25 protein-coding genes and 1 pseudogene are annotated in these 19,745 nt (G+C 44.3%); 6 read left to right on the forward strand and 20 right to left on the reverse strand.

The window, feature by feature from the left end:
* Window positions 1-12: 12 nt before the first annotated feature.
* From rplF to FTU91_RS01365, 18 genes and pseudogenes are all read right to left on the reverse strand, one after another.
* Window positions 13-546: a 50S ribosomal protein L6 gene (gene rplF / locus FTU91_RS01280; protein WP_086195765.1), complete on the reverse strand. Its 534-nt coding sequence runs from the start codon at window positions 544-546 to the stop codon at window positions 13-15.
* A 13-nt stretch (window positions 547-559) separates the two neighbouring features.
* Window positions 560-955 (reverse strand): 30S ribosomal protein S8, encoded by a 396-nt coding sequence (rpsH, locus tag FTU91_RS01285; RefSeq protein WP_086195766.1) that lies wholly within the window; start codon window positions 953-955, stop codon window positions 560-562.
* Window positions 956-967: 12 nt separating this feature from the next.
* Window positions 968-1,273, reverse strand: a complete 306-nt coding sequence (gene rpsN, locus FTU91_RS01290; RefSeq protein WP_086174452.1) for a 30S ribosomal protein S14 — start codon at window positions 1,271-1,273, stop codon at window positions 968-970.
* 9 nt (window positions 1,274-1,282) lie between these two features.
* Complete coding sequence (rplE, locus tag FTU91_RS01295) at window positions 1,283-1,819, reverse strand: 50S ribosomal protein L5 (protein ID WP_086195767.1); 537 nt, start codon at window positions 1,817-1,819, stop codon at window positions 1,283-1,285.
* A 16-nt stretch (window positions 1,820-1,835) separates the two neighbouring features.
* Entirely contained in the window at window positions 1,836-2,153 is a 318-nt protein-coding gene (rplX, locus tag FTU91_RS01300) for a 50S ribosomal protein L24 (protein ID WP_086195768.1), read from the reverse strand.
* A 9-nt stretch (window positions 2,154-2,162) separates the two neighbouring features.
* A complete protein-coding gene (gene rplN, locus FTU91_RS01305) occupies window positions 2,163-2,531 on the reverse strand; it encodes a 50S ribosomal protein L14 (RefSeq protein ID WP_004657680.1) in 369 nt (122 codons plus the stop codon).
* Between the two features lie 91 nt (window positions 2,532-2,622).
* The gene (rpsQ, locus tag FTU91_RS01310; RefSeq protein WP_086195769.1) at window positions 2,623-2,880 is read right to left on the reverse strand and encodes a 30S ribosomal protein S17; all 258 of its coding nucleotides are present in this window, start codon (window positions 2,878-2,880) and stop codon (window positions 2,623-2,625) included.
* The gene (gene rpmC, locus FTU91_RS01315) at window positions 2,877-3,074 is read right to left on the reverse strand and encodes a 50S ribosomal protein L29 (RefSeq protein WP_004650482.1); all 198 of its coding nucleotides are present in this window, start codon (window positions 3,072-3,074) and stop codon (window positions 2,877-2,879) included. Before rpmC ends, rpsQ begins: the two co-directional genes overlap by 4 nt.
* A complete protein-coding gene (gene rplP / locus FTU91_RS01320; protein WP_067669331.1) occupies window positions 3,074-3,487 on the reverse strand; it encodes a 50S ribosomal protein L16 in 414 nt (137 codons plus the stop codon). The genes rpmC and rplP overlap by 1 nt, the downstream gene beginning before the upstream one ends.
* Window positions 3,427-4,243: pseudogene (gene rpsC / locus FTU91_RS01325) on the reverse strand (30S ribosomal protein S3). Before rpsC ends, rplP begins: the two are co-directional and overlap by 61 nt.
* A gap of 1 nt (window position 4,244) precedes the next feature.
* Window positions 4,245-4,574, reverse strand: coding sequence for a 50S ribosomal protein L22 (gene rplV / locus FTU91_RS01330; protein WP_086195771.1), 330 nt, complete (start codon window positions 4,572-4,574; stop codon window positions 4,245-4,247).
* 9 nt (window positions 4,575-4,583) lie between these two features.
* Window positions 4,584-4,859 carry a 30S ribosomal protein S19 gene (gene rpsS, locus FTU91_RS01335; protein ID WP_004869548.1) on the reverse strand — a complete coding sequence of 92 codons (276 nt, stop codon included), beginning with the start codon at window positions 4,857-4,859 and terminating at the stop codon, window positions 4,584-4,586.
* 19 nt (window positions 4,860-4,878) lie between these two features.
* A complete protein-coding gene (gene rplB, locus FTU91_RS01340) occupies window positions 4,879-5,703 on the reverse strand; it encodes a 50S ribosomal protein L2 (RefSeq protein WP_086195772.1) in 825 nt (274 codons plus the stop codon).
* 11 nt (window positions 5,704-5,714) lie between these two features.
* Window positions 5,715-6,035, reverse strand: a complete 321-nt coding sequence (gene rplW / locus FTU91_RS01345; protein ID WP_086195773.1) for a 50S ribosomal protein L23 — start codon at window positions 6,033-6,035, stop codon at window positions 5,715-5,717.
* Window positions 6,032-6,634: a 50S ribosomal protein L4 gene (gene rplD, locus FTU91_RS01350; RefSeq protein ID WP_086195774.1), complete on the reverse strand. Its 603-nt coding sequence runs from the start codon at window positions 6,632-6,634 to the stop codon at window positions 6,032-6,034. Before rplD ends, rplW begins: the two co-directional genes overlap by 4 nt.
* 11 nt (window positions 6,635-6,645) lie before the next feature.
* Complete coding sequence (rplC, locus tag FTU91_RS01355) at window positions 6,646-7,284, reverse strand: 50S ribosomal protein L3 (RefSeq protein WP_086195775.1); 639 nt, start codon at window positions 7,282-7,284, stop codon at window positions 6,646-6,648.
* 59 nt (window positions 7,285-7,343) lie between these two features.
* The gene (gene rpsJ / locus FTU91_RS01360; RefSeq protein WP_000070912.1) at window positions 7,344-7,655 is read right to left on the reverse strand and encodes a 30S ribosomal protein S10; all 312 of its coding nucleotides are present in this window, start codon (window positions 7,653-7,655) and stop codon (window positions 7,344-7,346) included.
* Between the two features lie 268 nt (window positions 7,656-7,923).
* On the reverse strand, window positions 7,924-8,661 hold the full coding sequence (locus FTU91_RS01365) for a type 1 glutamine amidotransferase (protein WP_180080462.1): 738 nt from the start codon (window positions 8,659-8,661) through the stop codon (window positions 7,924-7,926).
* 159 nt (window positions 8,662-8,820) lie between these two features.
* Between FTU91_RS01365 and FTU91_RS01370 the strand changes: the two genes are divergently transcribed.
* From FTU91_RS01370 to FTU91_RS01390, 5 genes are all read left to right on the forward strand, one after another.
* Window positions 8,821-10,026 (forward strand): PLP-dependent transferase, encoded by a 1,206-nt coding sequence (locus FTU91_RS01370; protein WP_180080466.1) that lies wholly within the window; start codon window positions 8,821-8,823, stop codon window positions 10,024-10,026.
* 746 nt (window positions 10,027-10,772) lie between these two features.
* Window positions 10,773-11,981, forward strand: coding sequence for an NO-inducible flavohemoprotein (gene hmpA, locus FTU91_RS01375; RefSeq protein ID WP_180080469.1), 1,209 nt, complete (start codon window positions 10,773-10,775; stop codon window positions 11,979-11,981).
* A gap of 92 nt (window positions 11,982-12,073) precedes the next feature.
* Complete coding sequence (locus FTU91_RS01380) at window positions 12,074-12,517, forward strand: Rrf2 family transcriptional regulator (protein ID WP_180080472.1); 444 nt, start codon at window positions 12,074-12,076, stop codon at window positions 12,515-12,517.
* 80 nt (window positions 12,518-12,597) lie between these two features.
* Window positions 12,598-13,461 carry a ribosome biogenesis GTP-binding protein YihA/YsxC gene (gene yihA / locus FTU91_RS01385; protein WP_086195780.1) on the forward strand — a complete coding sequence of 288 codons (864 nt, stop codon included), beginning with the start codon at window positions 12,598-12,600 and terminating at the stop codon, window positions 13,459-13,461.
* A gap of 341 nt (window positions 13,462-13,802) precedes the next feature.
* Window positions 13,803-14,222 (forward strand): VOC family protein, encoded by a 420-nt coding sequence (locus FTU91_RS01390; RefSeq protein ID WP_180080475.1) that lies wholly within the window; start codon window positions 13,803-13,805, stop codon window positions 14,220-14,222.
* Here FTU91_RS01390 and FTU91_RS01395 read toward each other — a convergent pair.
* Together FTU91_RS01395 and FTU91_RS01400 are read right to left on the reverse strand one after the other, a co-directional pair.
* Window positions 14,219-15,454, reverse strand: a complete 1,236-nt coding sequence (locus tag FTU91_RS01395) for a dicarboxylate/amino acid:cation symporter (RefSeq protein WP_180080478.1) — start codon at window positions 15,452-15,454, stop codon at window positions 14,219-14,221. The two genes, FTU91_RS01390 and FTU91_RS01395, sit on opposite strands and share 4 nt — an antisense overlap.
* 389 nt (window positions 15,455-15,843) lie before the next feature.
* Window positions 15,844-16,716 carry an acyl-CoA thioesterase II gene (locus tag FTU91_RS01400; RefSeq protein ID WP_086195783.1) on the reverse strand — a complete coding sequence of 291 codons (873 nt, stop codon included), beginning with the start codon at window positions 16,714-16,716 and terminating at the stop codon, window positions 15,844-15,846.
* A 292-nt stretch (window positions 16,717-17,008) separates the two neighbouring features.
* Here FTU91_RS01400 and plsB point away from each other — a divergent pair, with 292 nt between their 5' ends.
* Window positions 17,009-19,585: a glycerol-3-phosphate 1-O-acyltransferase PlsB gene (gene plsB, locus FTU91_RS01405; RefSeq protein WP_180080492.1), complete on the forward strand. Its 2,577-nt coding sequence runs from the start codon at window positions 17,009-17,011 to the stop codon at window positions 19,583-19,585.
* The last annotated feature ends 160 nt before the right edge of the window (window positions 19,586-19,745 follow it).

The raw sequence follows: 19,745 nt of genomic DNA on the forward strand, positions 1-19,745 counted from the left end.
GAACCTCGCGCCTTATTTCTTCTTAGCTTCTTTACGAAGTACAACTTCGTCAGAATAACGAACACCTTTACCTTTATAAGGCTCTGGTGGACGGTAACCACGGATATCTGCAGCAACTTGACCTAAAGCTGCTTTATCAGCAGATTTAAGAATGATTTCAGTCGCTGTAGGAGTTTCAGCAGTTACACCTTCTGGAAGGTTGTAATCAATCGGGTGAGAGAAACCAAGGTTAAGGTTAACAACGTTACCTTTAACCGCAGCTTTATACCCAACACCGATAAGTTGTAACTTGCGTTCGAAACCTTCGCTAACACCTTTTACAAGGTTGTTTAACACAGCGCGAGCAGTACCAGCTTGCATCCAAGCGTCTTTCGACTCAGCTTTAGGAGCAATTTGAAGTTGACCTTCTTCCTGTTTTAGCTCGACCAGCGCATGCAGGTTGAAAGACAATGTACCTTTGCTGCCTTTCACTTCGACCTGCCGGCCGTTCTGAGTAACTGTTACACCGTTAGGTACAGTTACTGGGGCTTTAGCCACACGAGACATGAGGAATCACCTATTAAGAAACAAAAGCAATAACTTCACCACCGATGCCCGCAGCACGTGCAGCGCGATCAGTCATGATGCCTTTGCTTGTAGAAACAATTGCAATACCCAAACCTTGCTTAACGCTAGGAAGTGCATCTTTACCGCGATACTGACGTAGACCTGGACGGCTTACACGTTTCACAGTTTCGATAACTGGTTTGCCTTCAAAATATTTTAACGTAAGTGTTAAAGTTGGTTTGCCTTCAGCATCTGCAACTTCTACGTTTGAAATATAACCTTCTTGTTGAAGTACGTTTGCAATTGCAACCTTCAACTTAGAATTTGGCATAGAAACAGTTTGTTTCTTTGCCATTTGTGCGTTACGAACACGGGTTAACATGTCGGCAACGGTATCTTGCATACTCATTTATAGTGCTCCTTACCAGCTTGCCTTAACAACGCCCGGTACATCACCTTGCATTACTGTATCGCGTAATTTGTTACGGCTTAAACCGAACTTACGGAAGTAACCATGAGGACGACCAGTTAAACCACAACGGTTACGTAGACGTACTGGAGACGCATTACGTGGTAATGCCTGTAACTTCATCATCGCATCGAAACGTTCTTCGTCGCTCGCATTTACATTTGCAATCGTAGCTTTTAATTCAGCACGTTTTGCAGCAAATTTAGCAACTGTTTTTTCGCGTTTCAATTCGCGATTAATCATACCTTTCTTAGCCATATCGACCTCTTATTTGAACGGGAAGCCGAATGCACGCATAAGCGCACGGCCTTCGTCATCGGTGCGAGCAGTCGTAGTAATGGTAATGTCCATACCACGAATACGATCAATCTTATCGAAATCGATTTCAGGGAACATGATTTGTTCCTTCAAACCCATCGAATAGTTACCACGACCATCAAATGATTTCGCAGAAAAACCGCGGAAGTCACGAATACGAGGGATCGCGATAGAGATCAAACGGTCTAAGAATTCGTACATTTGTTCGCCGCGTAAAGTAACTTTACAACCAATCGGCCAACCATCACGGATTTTGAAACCAGCGATTGATTTGCGAGCTAGAGTAAGAACTGGTTTTTGACCAGCAATCGCTTGCATATCAGAAAGAGCGCCATCTAACAATTTCTTGTCAGCTGATGCCGCACCAACACCCATGTTAATGGTGATTTTAGTGATGCGAGGAATCTCCATCACATTTTTAACGCCCAATTGCTCTTGTAACTGAGCTTTAAGTACGTCGTTGTAACGTGTTTTAAGTCTGGCCATTGCCTATTTCAACCTATTACTTCGCTACCGCCACTGATTCACCGTTAGATTTATAAACGCGAGTTTTCACGCCTTCAATCGTTTGGTAACCAACACGGTCAGCCTTTTGGGTTGTAGCATTAAAAATTGCCACGTTTGAGATATGAAGCTCAGCTTCTTGAGTTACGATGCCGCCTTCAGCGCCAGTAGCTCGGTTAGGCTTTTGATGCTTCTTCACCAAGTTAAGGCCTTCAACCTTAACGCGGTCATTAGAAACTGACAACACAGTACCCTGTTTGCCTTTTTCTTTACCTGCGATCACAATTACTTGATCGCCTTTTTTAATCTTAGCCATGAGTGCCTCTTATAGAACTTCAGGAGCCAATGAAATGATTTTCATGAACTGTTCAGTACGAAGTTCACGAGTCACTGGTCCGAAAATACGAGTTGCAATCGGCGCTTTGTTGTTGTTCAAAATTACAGCAGCGTTATCGTCGAAACGAATCACTGAACCGTCTGGACGACGGATACCAAATTTTGTACGTACAACTACAGCATTCATCACGTCACCTTTTTTAACACGTGCGCGTGGAATAGCTTCTTTTACAGTAACTTTAATAATGTCGCCAACAGAAGCATAACGACGATGTGAACCACCAAGTACTTTAATACATTGTACGCGGCGAGCACCACTGTTGTCTGCTACGTCGAGCATACTTTCGGTTTGAATCATTGCCCTACTCCAAAACCGAGCATCACCGGTCACATTTCGAAAGGCTCAAAGAGTACTCGAAATTAACCGATGATGCAACAAGAACGTCTAATTACTCAGCAGCTGCTTCAATCACTTCAACTAAAGTCCAAGACTTAGTTTTAGAAATTGGGCGGCTTTCTTTAATGGTCACTACGTCGCCAGTTTTAGCAACATTGTTCTCATCATGAGCGTGTAATTTAGTTGAACGGCGGATTGATTTGCCATACAACGGGTGTTGAACGCGGCGTTCAATAAGCACAACAATAGACTTGTCCATTTTGTCGCTTACAACTTTACCGGTTAACGTGCGAACTGTTTGTTCACTCATTGTCCGTTCCCCTGTTTTTCGGTAAGGAGTGTCTTGATACGAGCAATAGTCTTACGAGTAAGCGCAACTTCATGCGATTTACCCAATTGACCAGTTGCCTTAGCCATACGAAGACGGAATTGGTTAAGCTGTTGCTCATCAAGCAAAGCTGTCAACTCTTCTACCGATTTTTCACGTAGATCTTTAGTTTTCATTACATTACCGTCCGAGTCACGATAGTGGTTTTAAACGGAAGTTTAGCAGCTGCAAGCGTAAATGCTTCACGAGCCAATTCTTCGTTAACACCATCAATTTCGTACAAGACTTTACCTGGTTTGATTTGGCAAACCCAGTATTCCACAGAACCTTTACCTTTACCCATACGAACTTCTAATGGTTTTTCAGTAATTGGCTTGTCCGGGAAAACACGGATAAAGATCTTACCACCACGTTTAATACGACGGCTAATTGTACGACGCGCAGCTTCAATTTGACGCGCAGTCATTTGACCACGTTCAATAGATTTAAGTGCGATAGTACCGAAAGATACTGTGCTACCACGGTGTGCTAGACCAGTGTTACGGCCTTTTTGCACTTTGCGGAATTTAGTACGTTTAGGTTGCAACATGGATTATTCTCCTTTTTCAGCAGAACGATCATTGCGACGACCACGACGCTCTTGACCTTCACCACGACCGCGACCGCGTTTAGCTGGACGTTCTTCAGCAGGAGCAGGGTTCATGACTTGTTTCATGCCACCTAAAATCTCACCACGGAAAATCCAAACTTTAACACCAATCGTACCGTAAGTCGTTTCAGCACGCATAGTAGCGTAGTCGATGTCTGCACGAAGCGTATGCAAAGGTACACGACCTTCACGATACCACTCAGTACGAGCAATCTCAGCACCACCTAAACGACCAGAAACTTCAACTTTGATACCTTTAGCACCAGCACGCATCGTGTTCTGAACCGCACGCTTCATAGCACGACGGAACATTACACGTTTCTCTAATTGAGAAGCGATCGCTTCAGCAACTAAACGAGCGTCTAAGTCTGGGCGATCGATTTCGTTGATGCTTACTTGCGCAGGAACACCCATAATAGATGTTAATTCGCGTTGTAATTTTTCAATGTCTTCGCCTTTTTTACCGATAACGATACCAGGACGAGCAGTGCTAATAGTAATTTTAGCAGCGCCTGTAGGACGTTCGATAAGAATATTGCTGATCATTGCATTCTTAAGTTTTTTAATTAAAAACTCACGAACTTGCAAATCTTTAAGCAAGTATTCAGCGTATTGTTTCGGATTCGCATACCAGTTAGCGTTATGACGTTTCACAACACCTAGGCGGATACCGATTGGATGAACCTTCTGACCCATATCAAACCCCTACCTTAACGGTGATGTGACAAGTACGCTTAGTAATACGATCTGCACGGCCTTTAGCACGTGGCATAATACGTTTAAGGCTGATGCCTTCGTCAACGTAAATCGTAGATACTGTAAGGTCGTCTACATCTAAACTGTTATTATGTTCAGCGTTTGCAATCGCAGATTCCAACGCTTTTTTAACTAAAACTGCAGCTTTTTTGTTGCTGAAGTTCAAGATATTTAAAGCGTGAGCAACAGATTTGCCACGGATCAGATCTGCAACCAAACGTGCTTTTTGTGCCGAGATAGCGGCACCGCGTAATTTAGCAGTAACTTCCATCATCGCACCTTAACGTTTAGATTTCTTGTCAACACCGTGACCACGATAGGTACGAGTTGGCGCGAATTCACCGAGTTTATGACCAACCATGTGTTCAGATACAATCACTGGAACATGGTTACGACCATTATGAACAGAAATTGTTAGACCAACAAAATCTGGGAGAATCATCGAACGACGCGACCAAGTTTTGATCGGCTTGCGAGAGTTACTCGCTACAGCCGCTTCAACCTTAGCGAACAAGTGCGCATCGACGAATGGGCCTTTTTTCAGAGAACGAGGCATTGTCAGATTCCTTTACTTGTTACTTAACGCGACGGTCGCGAATAATCATCTTAGTCGTACGCTTGTTGGTACGTGTCTTGTACCCTTTAGCTTTTTGACCCCATGGGCTTACAGGTTGAATACCTTTGTTACGCCCTTCACCACCACCGTGTGGATGGTCAACTGGGTTCATCGCCATACCACGAACGGTAGGACGAACACCACGCCAGCGTGATGCACCAGCTTTACCTAGTGAACGAAGGTTGCTTTCTGAGTTAGAAACTTCACCCAAAACAGCACGGCATTCAACGTGAATTTTACGCATTTCACCAGAACGTAAACGAACGATAGCGTAAGAACCGTCACGACCCAACAACTGAACAGAAGTACCAGCTGAACGAGCTAATTGCGCGCCTTTACCGATTTTAAGTTCGATGTTGTGAAGAGTAGAACCGATAGGCATGTTGCGAAGTGGCAAGCAGTTACCTGGACGAATTGGAGCATCGTTACCAGATTGTACTTTATCACCAGCACGCAAACCTTTAGGCGCAATGATGTAACGACGTTCACCGTCAGCATATTTTAATAAAGCAATATGAGCTGTACGGTTAGGATCGTATTCAATACGTTCAACTACAGCTGGAATGCCGTCTTTGTTACGTTTGAAGTCAACGATACGGTAGTGTTGTTTATGACCACCACCAACGTGACGAGTTGTAATGTGACCGTTGTTATTACGACCACCAGTACGTTTTTTAGCTTCAACCAACGGAGCATAAGGCGCGCCTTTGTGAAGATGGTCGTGAACGACTTTCTCTACAAAGCGACGTCCTGGTGACGTTGGCTTACATTTTTGAATAGGCATAATTCTCGTCCTTATTCCGCTGCGCTTTCAGCGGTATCGCCCAAGTCAGCCATTTCAACATCTTGGCCAGCTTTCAGGGTGACGTATGCTTTTTTAACATCAGAACGACGTCCTAATGTTTTACCAAAGCGTTTAGTCTTACCTTTAGTGATCGTTGTGTTAACTTTAACAACTTGAACACCAAAGAGTTGTTCCACTGCTTTTTTGATTTCAAGTTTGTTTGCATTTAATGCAACTTTAAAAACTTGAACACCAGCAGTTTCACCTAAAACTTGTGCTTTTTCTGAGAATACAGGTCCTTGCAGGACTTGATAGATACGTTCGTTGTTCATCCGAGTTCTACCTCAATTTTCTTAGCAGCAGCTACAGACATAACAACTTTGTCGAACGCGATCAAGCTAACAGGATCAATTGCAGCAGCATCAACCACATCAACGTGTGGAATGTTACGTGCAGCAAGATACAAGTTCTCATCAACAGCATCAGTAACGATTAATGCACGAGTAGCATTCAAGTCGTTAAGTTTTGCAAGCAACTCTTTAGTTTTTGGAGCAGCAACAGCAAACTCTTCAACTAAAACCAAGCGATCTTGACGAACAAGTTCAGCCAGGATGCATTGCATAGCACCGCGGTACATTTTACGGTTAACTTTTTGAGACCAATCTTGTGGACGAGCAGCAAAAGTTTTACCACCACCTACCCAGATCGGGCTACGAATAGAACCAGCACGCGCACGGCCAGTACCTTTTTGACGGAATGGCTTTTTACCACCGCCAGATACGTCAGCACGTGATTTCTGAGCTTTCGAACCTTGACGACCACCAGCTAAGTAAGCTGTAACAACTTGGTGTACAAGAGCTTCGTTAAATTCACGACCGAAAGCAACTTCAGATAATTCAACAGCAGAGCCGGAAACAGTATTTAAATTCACGTTATTTCCCCTCAGGCCTTGATCGTAGGACGAACAGTTACGTCGCCACCAGTAGCACCAGGAACCGCGCCTTTAACAACCAGAACTGAACGTTCAGCGTCGATAGCAACGATTTCAAGACCCTGTGTAGTTACGCGTTCAGCACCTAAATGGCCAGCCATTTTTTTGCCTTTGAACACGCGACCAGGAGTCTGGTTTTGACCTGTAGAACCCAGAACACGGTGAGAAACAGAGTTACCGTGAGTAGCGTCTTGAGTACGGAAGTTCCAACGCTTAACACCACCTTGGAAGCCTTTACCTTTAGACTGGCCAGTTACGTCAACAATTTGACCTACTGTGAACAGATCTACACCGATAGTAGCGCCAACTTCACGACCTTCAAGCTCAGCTTCTGATACGCGGAATTCTTGAACCAGACGACCAGCAGCAACACCCGCTTTAGCGAAGTGACCTTTCTGAGCGTTAGTTACGCGAGATTCGCGACGTTCACCAGTAGTGATTTGAATCGCTTGATAACCATCAGTTTCAAGCGTTTTGATTTGAGTGATGCGGTTAGGATCAACCTCAATCACTGTTACAGGTACAGAAACACCAGCATCTGTAAAGATACGAGTCATACCGCACTTGCGACCGACTAAACCAATAGCCATGTGCATAAACCTCTAAAAAAGCGGCCTAATTAACTTAGAGCGTTAATTAACCGAAAGCCTTAACCCAAAGCGATCTGAACATCAACACCAGCTGCAAGATCCAACTTCATCAATGCATCAACAGTTTTATCTGTAGGTTGAACGATGTCGATCAAACGTTTGTAAGTGCGGATCTCGTATTGGTCACGCGCATCTTTGTTAACGTGTGGTGATGTTAAAACGTTGAAACGTTCGATGCGAGTAGGCATCGGGATTGGACCACACACTTGTGCGCCAGTACGTTTTGCTGTTTCTACGATCTCTTGAGCTGATTGATCAATTAAACGGTGATCAAAAGACTTAAGACGGATACGAATTCTCTGGTTAGACATACCAGTTAACTCCAAGCCAAATATATAAAGAATCACTCTTGACGCATCTCACCCCACTTTATGTGGGCAAGTGTCAAGAGCAGTGAATTATCACTAAGGTCATGATCGATGCCACGACTGTCACGATGTTAACTACTTTATTCGTAGCCAACCCCCTTTCATCAAAGGGTCGCCCATTATAGCGATTGTTTAACGCTTAAGCAAATCCCTTTTTAACTTTTTCCTCTTTTTTTCTGTTTATCCTTTTAGTATTTTGTTTAAAAATAACTCAGCATGCTGTTTTTTGTAAAACGTACTCTATTGCCTGGTTTAGTATTTGATTTCCTTTAATAAAGTCACTTTTTGACATACTTTTTAATTGACGTTCCGTTTGCACATATTGACCGGAAAAGCTCTCTAACTCTTCATCATTTTCTAAAAACAGTTGCAGTACCTCCGGGGTTATTTCAGGATGAAATTGAAATCCCAAGACATTTTTTCCAATTTGATACATTTGATTGCGGCAGGCATCATTTTCCGCCAGATGAATAGCGCCTTTCGGGATTTCAAAGGTTTCACTGTGCCATTGCATGACCTTAAACTGTTCTGGCAACTCAAAACACTCTTCAGACACATGCTTCACCCTACGTACCTCTGTCAAACCTAACTCCTGCTGTTCATTGCGCCTGACCGCCGCCCCCAAAGCATTGGCAATCAATTGCCCGCCCAGACACAAACCAAGGGCCGGTTTACCCATAGATAAATAACGCCTGATCCAGCGCTTTTCTACTTTTAACCAGGGATAATTTGCTTCATCATTAACACTCATTGCTCCACCCATAATGATGAGCAAATCTACATCTTCCACTTGCGGCAAAGCCTCGATATCAAGTGGTCGATCTACAGGTAAGGCAAAAAATTCCGTTGCGGTAATTTTAGCGTGATGCTGTTTTAAGAATTGATAACAACTGCCGAACCCTTCACCAGCAATATGCTGAAAATAATGTACTCTTAAATGCGACTTCATGCGCCTCCGCCTATTGTTTTAGCTCTGCCATAGTTTTAGCAAGAATGAAGCCAACTTTAGGCGTAAATTAAGGTTTCTATACATTTCGGCATTTATATAGCCTAATCCGCGTGTTTCTCTTAAGCTAAGACTAATTTTGGTACGACTTAGAGCATCACCTTGAAAAAAAACTCACAAACAGCCCTCATTCACGCACCACGAAAAGCCCCACAATATATTTCTACCGTTCAACCTCCCGTGTTTCGTGCATCGACGATTATTTTTGAGAACACCGATGCACTGTTTAATCGCCACTGGAGCGATGATTATGATTATAGTTATGGCACCCACGGCACACCTACAACCTTTACTTTAGGCGACAACATTGCCCAGATCGAAGGCGGAAAATATTGCCTGCTGGCACCAAGTGGCTTGTCGGCTATTAATTTAGTGAATTCATGTTTTCTTACCCAGGGGGATGAAGTCTGGGTGGCAGACAACATTTATGGCCCAAACATGGAACACCTGCGTAACCTGCAAACGCGTTATGGTATTAGCATTAAAGTATATAATCCGATTGATGCAGAGGCTTTCCAGCCTACCGATAAAGCCAAACTCATCTGGTTAGAAGCAGCAGGTTCCGTGACCCTGGAATTTCCCGACCTGATCAATCTGGTGAAAAAAGCCAAAGCGCATAACATACTGACAGCACTGGATAATACCTGGGGTGCAGGGCTGGCTTTTAATGCCTTCGATTTTGGCGATGAGCATTTAAGTGTAGATGTGACTGTACATGCATTGACCAAATATCCAAGTGGTGGCGGTGACATCTTGATGGGTTCAGTAGTGACCTGTGACCAGAAACTGCATCATCAATTATTCCGGATGCATGCCATTCAGGGGATTAGTGTGTCGGGTGATGATGTAGCACAGGTACAACGTAGTCTGGCTTCAATGCAGGTGCGCTATCAACACCAGTCTGAAAGCTGTCTAACACTACTGGACTGGCTCAAACAGCAATCAGAATTTGTCCAAGTGCTACATCCTGCCAATACCGAATCAGCAGGACATCAATACTGGAAAGAAATTTGTAAGGAAGAACACAGTGCCGGTCTGGTCAGTGTGATTTTTAAGCCCGAATATACCCTAGAAGATATCCGTCGCTTCTGCGATGCACTAGAACTGTTTAAACTGGGCTTTAGCTGGGGCGGACCGATCAGTCTGGTCATGCTGTACAACCTGAAAGATATGCGTGTACTGGAACATTCCCACTTAAAAGAAGGACTTTTAGTCCGTTTTTGTATCGGACTCGAACATTCTCAAGATTTAATCCAGGATATCAAACAGGCATTACAGCAGTTAAACCAGCAAAAAATTAAAGAATAAAAAGGATCTACCTATCATCAGCGTCAGGAAAATGCTACCAGTACACACCCAAAAATTGTTTTACATTCACAATTTTTTCCGGCACCACGGTTTGATTGCCGGGGCAGTCGGAACTGGTAAAAAGATGATCCTCGTGTTTGACAGAAAAATTTACCTATGGGGAGGCTGGTATTTTTGGCTGCGGCCGAATACCCGCCTACTCTTCCTTTAATCCAATTAATTCAATGCAGCCTGAAAAATGTAACCTACCGATCAGCCATAGCGTAATTACCAGCATGGATAAACAAAGTCTGGATTTTGAATGTCTATTGAAAAGTTACAAAACCAAGTAGCAGCAAGTGCATCAAACAAAAAAGAAAAACCGCTTTAGAAAACAGTAACCCAGCGAAGCAGAAGTTCTGTCCACACAACAGCTGCGCCAATAACAGCACCTAACACTAGAGCAGAAAAAACATGCTGCACGCCCCGCACAACAGTATAAAAAGCTGATTCAAGATACTGCCTATACTTTTGCCACCCGTGCTACAAGCAACTTAGGAGGCTCGACCGGGCAAAATAGTCCGCTATTTAGAAGATTTACTAATGGCAGAAAATAATCTGGTTTACAAATCAAAAGCAATCAAACCATCGGATATTCTTATATTCCATAATTTTTTTATGGTTTAACCAAAAATAGGTGTTGTAAAAAGATTTTATAACATGTATTTTGAATACATCTTATAAATAACAGCCATGAGAGATCAAACATGACTCCGCAGCAAATTGACCTAGTAAAAGCCACTGTTCCTGTACTCCGTGAAAATGGCGTAGCATTAACTGGTTATTTTTATAACCGTATGTTGGGCAATAATCCAGATCTAAAAGAAACATTTAATATGGGGCACCAGCGCAGTGGTGCACAGGCACAAGCTCTTGCAGGCGCCGTGTTGGCTTATGCTGAAAACATTGAAGATCCTTCTGTGCTTTTGCCTGTAGTTGAGTTAATCGCACACAAACACGTTAGCCTGAACATTCAAGCCCCTGACTATAATATTGTTGGTGAAAACCTGCTTCATTCCATCAGTGAAGTTCTAAGCATTTCAATGGACGATCCACTCATTGGCGCTTGGGCAGCAGCTTATGGTCAACTGGCAGACCTGTTCATCAGCACTGAAAAAGCCATTTACGATCAGCATCAACAAACCAAAGGTAGTTGGTTAGGCTGGCGTAACTTCAAGATTGCCAATAAAGTCGTTGAAAGCGATGAAATCACCTCTTTCTATCTTCAACCTGTCGATGGCGGCGCATTGCCGAAATACGAAGCCGGCCAATATATTTCAGTACGTGTTTTCGTTGAAGAACTTGGCTTGAAACAGCCTCGTCAATATACGCTTTCCACTTGCCCACAAGCGGATTATTTACGTATCTCGGTAAAACGTGAAGATCAAAAAGGCGATATGGTTCCAGGTTGGGTGTCGAACACCCTACATAGCTTGCCAGAAGGTTCAGAAATTGAAGTTTCTGCACCAACAGGTAATTTCTACCTGATCGACCCAAATAAACGTAATGTGTTCATCAGTGGCGGTGTAGGTTTAACGCCAATGATTGCCATGCTGAATCAGCTGGTGACTCTGGATATGCCACAGCCTGTGACCTTTATCCATGCCTGCCGTAGCAAACAAGTGCATGCAATGCATCAACATATTCAGGAGTTGAAAGCAAAATATCCTCGTCTTAGCACATTTACCGCTTATGAGTTCCCACATTCAGGCGATAAATTAGGTGAAGATTATGATGTTGCCGGTCGCCTGGACTTAAGCACCCTAGATAGCGCATTGTTACCTGTCAATGCCGACTACTATCTGTGTGGTCCAATGCCATTTATGGCTGAACAGCAAAAGGTGCTGGTTGCTCGCGGCATCCCTGCTGAAAACATTCACAGTGAAGCCTTTGGCACAGGTGGCGTAAAACACTAGCCTGCTGGGTCAGCATAAAATAAAGAGGGGCTGGTCTAGTTATGCTAGACTAGCCCTTATCTATTCATTTTTTGAAAAATATCAGCACGATCATGCAATTAAATAAATTCACCGACTATGCTTTGCGTATCTTAATGTATATTGCCCAGCCACGGGATATGCCTTATACCATTGCAGAAATTGCCCAAGACTTGCATGTGTCTAAAAACCATTTAGTGAAAATTGTGCATTTTATGAGCAAACAGAACTGGCTGATTACCACGCGAGGCAAAGGCGGCGGGATTGGACTCAACCCTGAGGCTCTTGAATTGAACCTGGGTCAAGTCGTACGCATCCTGCAAGGTGAAAACCAGATTGTCGAATGCAATACCCCACCCTGCGTACTGCGTTCTCAGTGCGGACTAAAAGGCTTTCTCGATCAGGCAGTGGAACAGTTTTATCTAAGCCTAGATCAATACACCCTGGCTCAGGTTTTAAATAACTCTCCGGCAGCCAAATACACCACTCAATCTCCAATCCAGATGATCAATCTCTAATTCCTGCGCTTGCAAAGTTCGCTTGCCCGAACGACTTCCTTTATAATGTTCGCTTGTAGATCATTTATTGAAGTTGAGTTATGCATCACAGCAGAGGAAAATCGAAAAACAGTAAGACAGCCCATGCGCCTAAGCAAAAGATCAGCTATGAGAAAAAAGTTGATCCTGCCATTACTGAGTACTCTGTTCGCGCATTGAACTGGTTGCGTAAAGCCGAATTTTTGATGAGCGCGCCAAAGCTGAGCCTTTGCGTTGAAGATACCGGTTATGAAGTTGCTTTTGCCGGACGTTCCAATGCCGGCAAGTCAAGTGCGATTAATGCCTTAACCAACCAGAAACAGCTGGCACGTGCCTCTAAAAAGCCGGGCCGTACCCAAATGATTAACTTCTTCAGCCTTGGCAATCCAGAGCAGCGTCTGGTCGATTTGCCGGGTTATGGCTATGCAGCTGTACCTGAAGCAATGAAAATTGTCTGGCAAAAAGAATTGGAAAACTACCTGATTCATCGTCAGAGTTTGCAAGGTCTGGTGCTGCTGATGGATATCCGTCATCCGCTGCAACATTTTGACGTGATGATGCTGGAATGGGCCTACTCACGTAAATTGTTCGTGCATGTCTTGCTGACCAAATCAGACAAACTGAATCGTGGACCGGCATCCAAAGCATTGCAAGAAGTGAAAGCGGCATTGAAAAAAATGAAGCTGGATTTCTCCATTCAATTGTTTTCATCTCTCAACAAGCAAGGCCTCGAAGAGCTGGCCAGTGTGATGGGTGGCCGTTTGAACTTCACCCTTGAGCAATCAAGCCAATTTGATCTAGACAGCATCCCTGCAGCCAGTCTTGATGATCTGGATGAACCACTCGAATCTTTAGAACTGGCAGAGGAAGAATGCGAGACTGAAATTGCCGAAGATGCCACTGATCAGAGCCGACAAGCGGATTGATCGGGTCTGTCTGACAAAAATCCTCATCCATTGATATTGCAGTGTCCTGTATTGCTCATCACAATGCGGGACATTTTTTCATACTGACCTTAAGCTCAAGTACAGTACTGCACAGAAAAATAATAAGGACAGTATGATGAAACTTCTCTCCCGTTTAAGGAACATCAAACTCAGCTGATTCATGAGCAATCCTATTCATCTGCCCAAAGTGACCTAGTCCTTTTTATCATCCATATAACACTAAAATTTCTGTATACAATTTCCACACAGTCGGGCTTTATGTCCTGCTTTTGATTTGTTCTAAGATAAAAGTCCAGGAAAACAACAATAAGGACAACCCTATGCAAGCACGGATTTCAGTCATTACTCTTGGGGTACGCGATCTGGAAAAATCATTACAGTTTTATCGTGAAGGTTTGGGTCTACACTGTGAAGGAATCACGGGTCAGGAATTTGAATATGGTGCGGTGGCCTTTATTGAACTACAGTCAGGCCTGAAACTCGCTTTATGGCCACAAAGCAGCATTCAACAGGATACCGGACTGGAACTGACGCCGATGTGTGCCACGCAAATGACCTTAGGGCAAAATGTCTATAGCCCACTGGAAGTTGATCAGGTCATGGCTCAAGCAGCACATGCCGGTGCCAGAATCATTAAACCCGCACAAGCTACCTTTTACGGCGGCTATGCGGGTTATTTCCAAGATCCCGATGGTCATGTCTGGGAAATTGTATTTAATCCCAGCTTGGAACTAGACTAATCAACTTGCGCTTCACGGCTATAACGATCGACCACGACACTGATCATCATGTCGCCCTGAACATTGACCACGGTACGCACGGTATCCAGCAAACGGTCAATCGGCAGTAAGATGGCAATGGCTTCTGCCGGTAAACCGACTGATTGCAGCACCATAATCATGGTCACCATACCGGCACTTGGAATACCCGGCGCACCCAGCGAGGCAATCATGGCGGTTGCACAGACCACCAGTTGCTGGCCCAAACTTAAGTCCAGCCCCATCAGGTTGGCAATAAAAAGTGCTGCCGCAGCTTCATACAGCGCCGTGCCATCCATGTTCAGCTGAGTGCCCAAAGGAATGACAAAGCCTGCGGTTTGTGGACGTACCTTTAAATTTTCCTGCGCGCATTTCATCGACAGTGGCATGGTAGCCGAACTGGAACTGGTGGCAAATGCGGTAATCAGCGCAGCGCGTGTACCTTTAAAGAAAGTGATCGGACTCATCTTGCCAAAAATCCATAGCAACAAAGGCAATACTACTGCACCATGGAAAATGGTCGTTCCGGTCACCACGGCAGCAAACTCGGCCAGACGGCTTAATACGGAAATGTCTTCAGTTGAAATCAGTTTTGCCAGTAAGGCAAAAATACCAAGCGGTGCCAGCTTCATCACCCAGCTAATCATCAGCATCATGATGTCAAAAAATTGCAGGCTTAACTTGCGTACACTGCGGAAATTATCTCCGCCTTTGACCAGAGCCACGCCAATAAACAGGGCAAATACTACTACCGCCAGCACATTGCCTTCAGCAAAGGCTTTAAAGGGATTAATCAGGGTATTTTGAATAAAATTGGTGAAGAAGGACGATGGCGTTAAGGTATCGGGCGTTTGATGACTGTTCATGGCATCCTGAAACATCACGATATCCACACCCTTGCCCACATTAAACAAATGGGCACAGCTTAAGCCTAAAATGAGCGCCAAGGTGGTGGTGGTCACACAGCACAGTAGAGTGATTTTCCAGACTCGCCCCAACTGTCCACCGGCCTGCAAGTTCGAAACGCCGACCACAATCGAACTGAAAATCAGGGGAATCAGCAGCATTTTTAATAAACCAATAAAAATGCTGCTGGCCAGACCCAAACCATAGAGACTGATATCGAAAAACTGGGTATTTGGAAACAAGTTTAACAGAAACCCGAATGCCACCCCTAAAATCGCAGCAATCAATATTTGTGTATTTAAGCTCATCACGACATGCTTTTTATCATTAAGTCCTGTCAGGCACTATGCCATGGCCTATTTTTAGAATCGAGGAATTTTTTGTCACAAGCTCAGCATAAATGAATAAAAGCCAGCGGCTCACTTAGTCTGAATCATCAACACTTCGTTAAACTGATGGCATAAAATCTGCTTATGAATAAATACGCATTCAGCCAATAATTAAAAGAGAATCAATATGAAAAAAATCATGCTTATGACCGTGCTACTTCTGCATATTCCCTTGGCATTTGCCCATCCAAACCATGGCTGCCATAAAGACATCTCCGAGGATATCCCTCGCTGCCACTAAATCACAATGATCAAGACAAGCATAAAAAACCGGACAGCAGCTCCGGTTTTTTATGCCATTTTGAGCCTTATTGGGTTTCAATTTCACGCAAGCGGATCAAACCTTCCTGAGTGGTGCTGCACACTAGCTCGCCATTTTGCCACATACGGCCAAAATTCAGTCCGCGCGAACTGGCACTAATGGTGGCCTCCATATCATAGAGCATCCACTCATCAACACGAAATGGCTTATGGAAGTACATGGCATGGTCAATGCTGGCACATTGCAGACTCGGAGAAATATAACTTAAACCATGTGGACGTAAAGCCGTAGTCATTAAGGTAAAGTCCGAGTAGAAAGCCGCAATAGCCTGATGCAATGAAATTTCATCGACCTTCTGGGAAATCTGACCATGGGTGCGGATATAGTGAGCGTATGATGGGGCTTCAGGCTGTGGCTGGAATGGATTTTGTGGATTGACCGGACGAATGTCCACATGACGGTCACGCATAAAACTGGCACGCACATTTTCCGGCACAAATTCGACCAGCTGTGCTTTGAGCTCTGCTTCACTTTTCAGGTCTTCAACCGCAGGATATTCCGGCTCGGAGATTTGATAATTCAAGCCTTCTTCCGGGCTGGCAAATGAAATCATGGCGGTAAAAATCGTCCGCCCATGCTGAATGGCACGCACCTGACGACTGACAAAACTCTTGCCATCACGCAATCGGTCCACTTCATAAATAATCGGTGCGTTGACATCTCCGCCATATAAAAAATAGGCATGTAATGAATGTGCCGGACGATCTGCGGTATAGGATGCCGCGCGTAAGGCCTGCCCCAACACCTGCCCACCAAAGACCCGCTTACCGACCAGATTACGGCTTTGCCCCCGGTAAATATTTTCTTCAATTTTTTCAAGACTTAGTAATTCAACCAGCTCTTGGGTTAAGGCATTCATAAGCAACCTGTTTTAATGTGGGATACCTAAAATCTAGGCGAAAAATTTCAATCAATCAGCTAAGCTATAATTGCTATTCTGCCACAAATCCCGACTAAAGCCCTACAGTTCAACTGACTGGTCTGTCACGCGATTTGTGCTGAATATTCGCTAAAAATACGATTTTTAACGATAAAATTTAACACTCAATATGCATTTTGTCAGAAAATGACATATTGTTTTCAATTACAATACTACAAAACTATTTCCCCTCAGAAAATCTGTGGTTTCGGTCATTTAAGTAGGAGTATGTATGTCCAAGAGTGGCTTTGGTCAAATCTATCGTCAGCTTTCCAGTAAGCTGCTTGACCTGGTGGTAACCCCACATGTTCTTGGTGAGGTTCCTACTGAACCGACAGCTACAGAAGTAAATTCCCGGACAGAGCATCCCGTTCAGCAAAAAGTGGTGTGCTATGTATTACAAAATTATTCACGTAGCAATGCACTGATTGTCGATGGCGAAACCCGCCGTCTGAAACTGTCACCGGCATTAGATCCGCTGGTGGTGGGTGATCATAAAGAAAAAGCATCAGTACTGTTCTTGCAGCATCATGATGAAAACAATTTACTCAATCCGCCACTGCATGCCTTTCCGCCACGCTTATTGCGCCTGATCGACATTCTGGAACATCATCCTCAGGTTGATATTGAACTGATTCCGGTTACCGTATTATGGGGACGTTCACCAGACAAAGAAGATTCCTGGCTGAAACTGCTATTTACCGACACCTGGGCAACACCAGGTACCGTTAAACAGCTGGTGAATATTGGCCTGCATGGTCGCCAATCCTATCTGGAATTCCATCAGGGCCAGTCTTTACGCCAGCTGATCGAATTTGCCAAACAGACCCATCCAAACCTGTCACCTGCAACGTATATTCTTAACAAACTAAACAACTATTTAGATGGTCAGCGTGAAGTCGTGCTCGGCCCGGATCTTTCAGATCGCCGCAATGTGATGCATTCACTAATCAAATCTACTGATGTGCAGGATGCCATCCGTCGTGAAAGCATCCGTGGCAAAATCAGCATGATTGAAGCTGAACGTCGTGCTATTGGCTATTTAAACGAGATTGTATCGGACTATTCACATTCGGCCGTACGTTTTGCCGATATGGCGCTAACCCGTTTATGGACCCAGCTCTATGATGGCGTTGAAGTGCATAATTTCAGTACCGTGCGGGAACTGGCCAAAGACTACGAGATTATTTATACCCCTTGTCACCGCAGTCATATTGACTATTTATTACTGTCTTATGTGATTTATAAACGCGGCATGATGGTGCCCTACATTGCTGCCGGCGATAACTTGAACATGCCTTTTGTCGGACAATTATTGCGTGGTGGCGGTGCCTTCTTTATTCGCCGTACTTTCCGTGGTAATGGTCTGTACACCACAGTATTTAAAGAATATCTATTCAACATTCTTTCCCGTAACACCCCACTGGAATACTTTATTGAAGGCGGTCGTTCACGCACGGGACGTTTGCTGCCAGCAAAAACCGGTATGCTGGCCATGACGGTTCACGGGCATTTGCGTGGCCGTTCCAAACCGATCGTGTTTGTACCGACCTATATTGGCTACGAACGCCTGATGGAAGGTGCCACCTATGTCGGCGAAATGAATGGTAAAGACAAAGAATCCGAATCAATCATGGGCATTTTAAAAACCCTGCGCAAAATCGAACGTATCTTTGGCCAGGTGCATGTGAACTTTGGTGAGCCGGTATTCCTCGATGACATGCTGAAACAGCATGGTGCGGAAAATATTAAAATTGCCAAGAATGATGATCCGATTCCGCAAGAAGTGTCTGATACAGTAAACAGTGCTGCGCATGCGATTCTGGAAAACATTAACCGTGCTGTGGTGATCAATCCGGTATCGCTGCTTTCGCTAATTCTATTGGCTACGCCTAAACATACGCTGGATGAAGAAATCTGCATCAAGCAACTGGATGCCTACCGTAAGCTATTGACTGCATTGCCTTATGATGCACGTACTCAGGTAACACCGCTTTCAGGCAAGGAAATTATTGCATACGGTTTAAAATTGAAACTGATTAAACGTGTGAAGCATGTCCTAGGTGATATCATTGCCATTGAAGACAATCAGGCAGTATTGCTGACTTATTTCCGTAACAACATTCTGCATGCCTTCGTGTTGCCGTCACTGATTGCTGCGCTGGTTGAACATAATGGTTCGATTCGCCGTGGCGATTTGATCAATGTCATCCGCACCCTTTATCCATTCCTAAAAGCGGAACTGTTCCTGAAATGGCAAGATGAAGAGCTGAAAGATCAGATCTGTGCTTATGCAGAAGCGCTGATTCAGGCGAAACTGATTGCTGAAGATAGCGAGGGCAACCTGCTTTCCCCTGCACCAAATTCAGAAGATCACAATCAGCTGGTAGTGCTTGCTGCACCTGTGATGCAAAGTCTGGAGCGTTACTATATGACCCTGACTTTAATCACCCAGCGTGGTTCAGGCAACATCTCTACCCGTCAGGTGGAAGAGCTCAGTCATCTGGTTGGTCAACGTCTGTCGGTATTGTATGAATTCAACTCACCGGAGTTCTTTGATAAATCGCTGTTCCAGAGTTTCATTAAAGTGCTGACTCAGCAGGGCTATATCCGTAACAATGAAGATAACGCCATTGTGTTTGACGAGAACTTCCAAAACGTGGCTCAGTACGCCAATCTGGTACTGGATGATGTGACCTTGCAGATGCTTCAGCACATTACTGCCTTCAGCGATGAAGAGTTAAAAGAAGCTTTGGATGCCGTTGCGGCGCAGCAAGCGAAACGCCGTTTGAAACGGAAGAAGAAATAAGAGTCTTAAGTATTCCCTCTCCTGAAAGGAGAGGGTTAGGGAGAGGTCTATTAATACACTTCTAAGCTATTATAAAGCGTAAGTGAGGGCTAGGGAGAGGTTAATTAAAGAACACTCCTCCTAAACTCCTCCCATAGGGAGGAGGAATTTCAAATATCAA

The sequence above is a fragment of the Acinetobacter sp. YH12201 genome (genome assembly GCF_013418145.1).
GTDB lineage: Bacteria > Pseudomonadota > Gammaproteobacteria > Pseudomonadales > Moraxellaceae > Acinetobacter.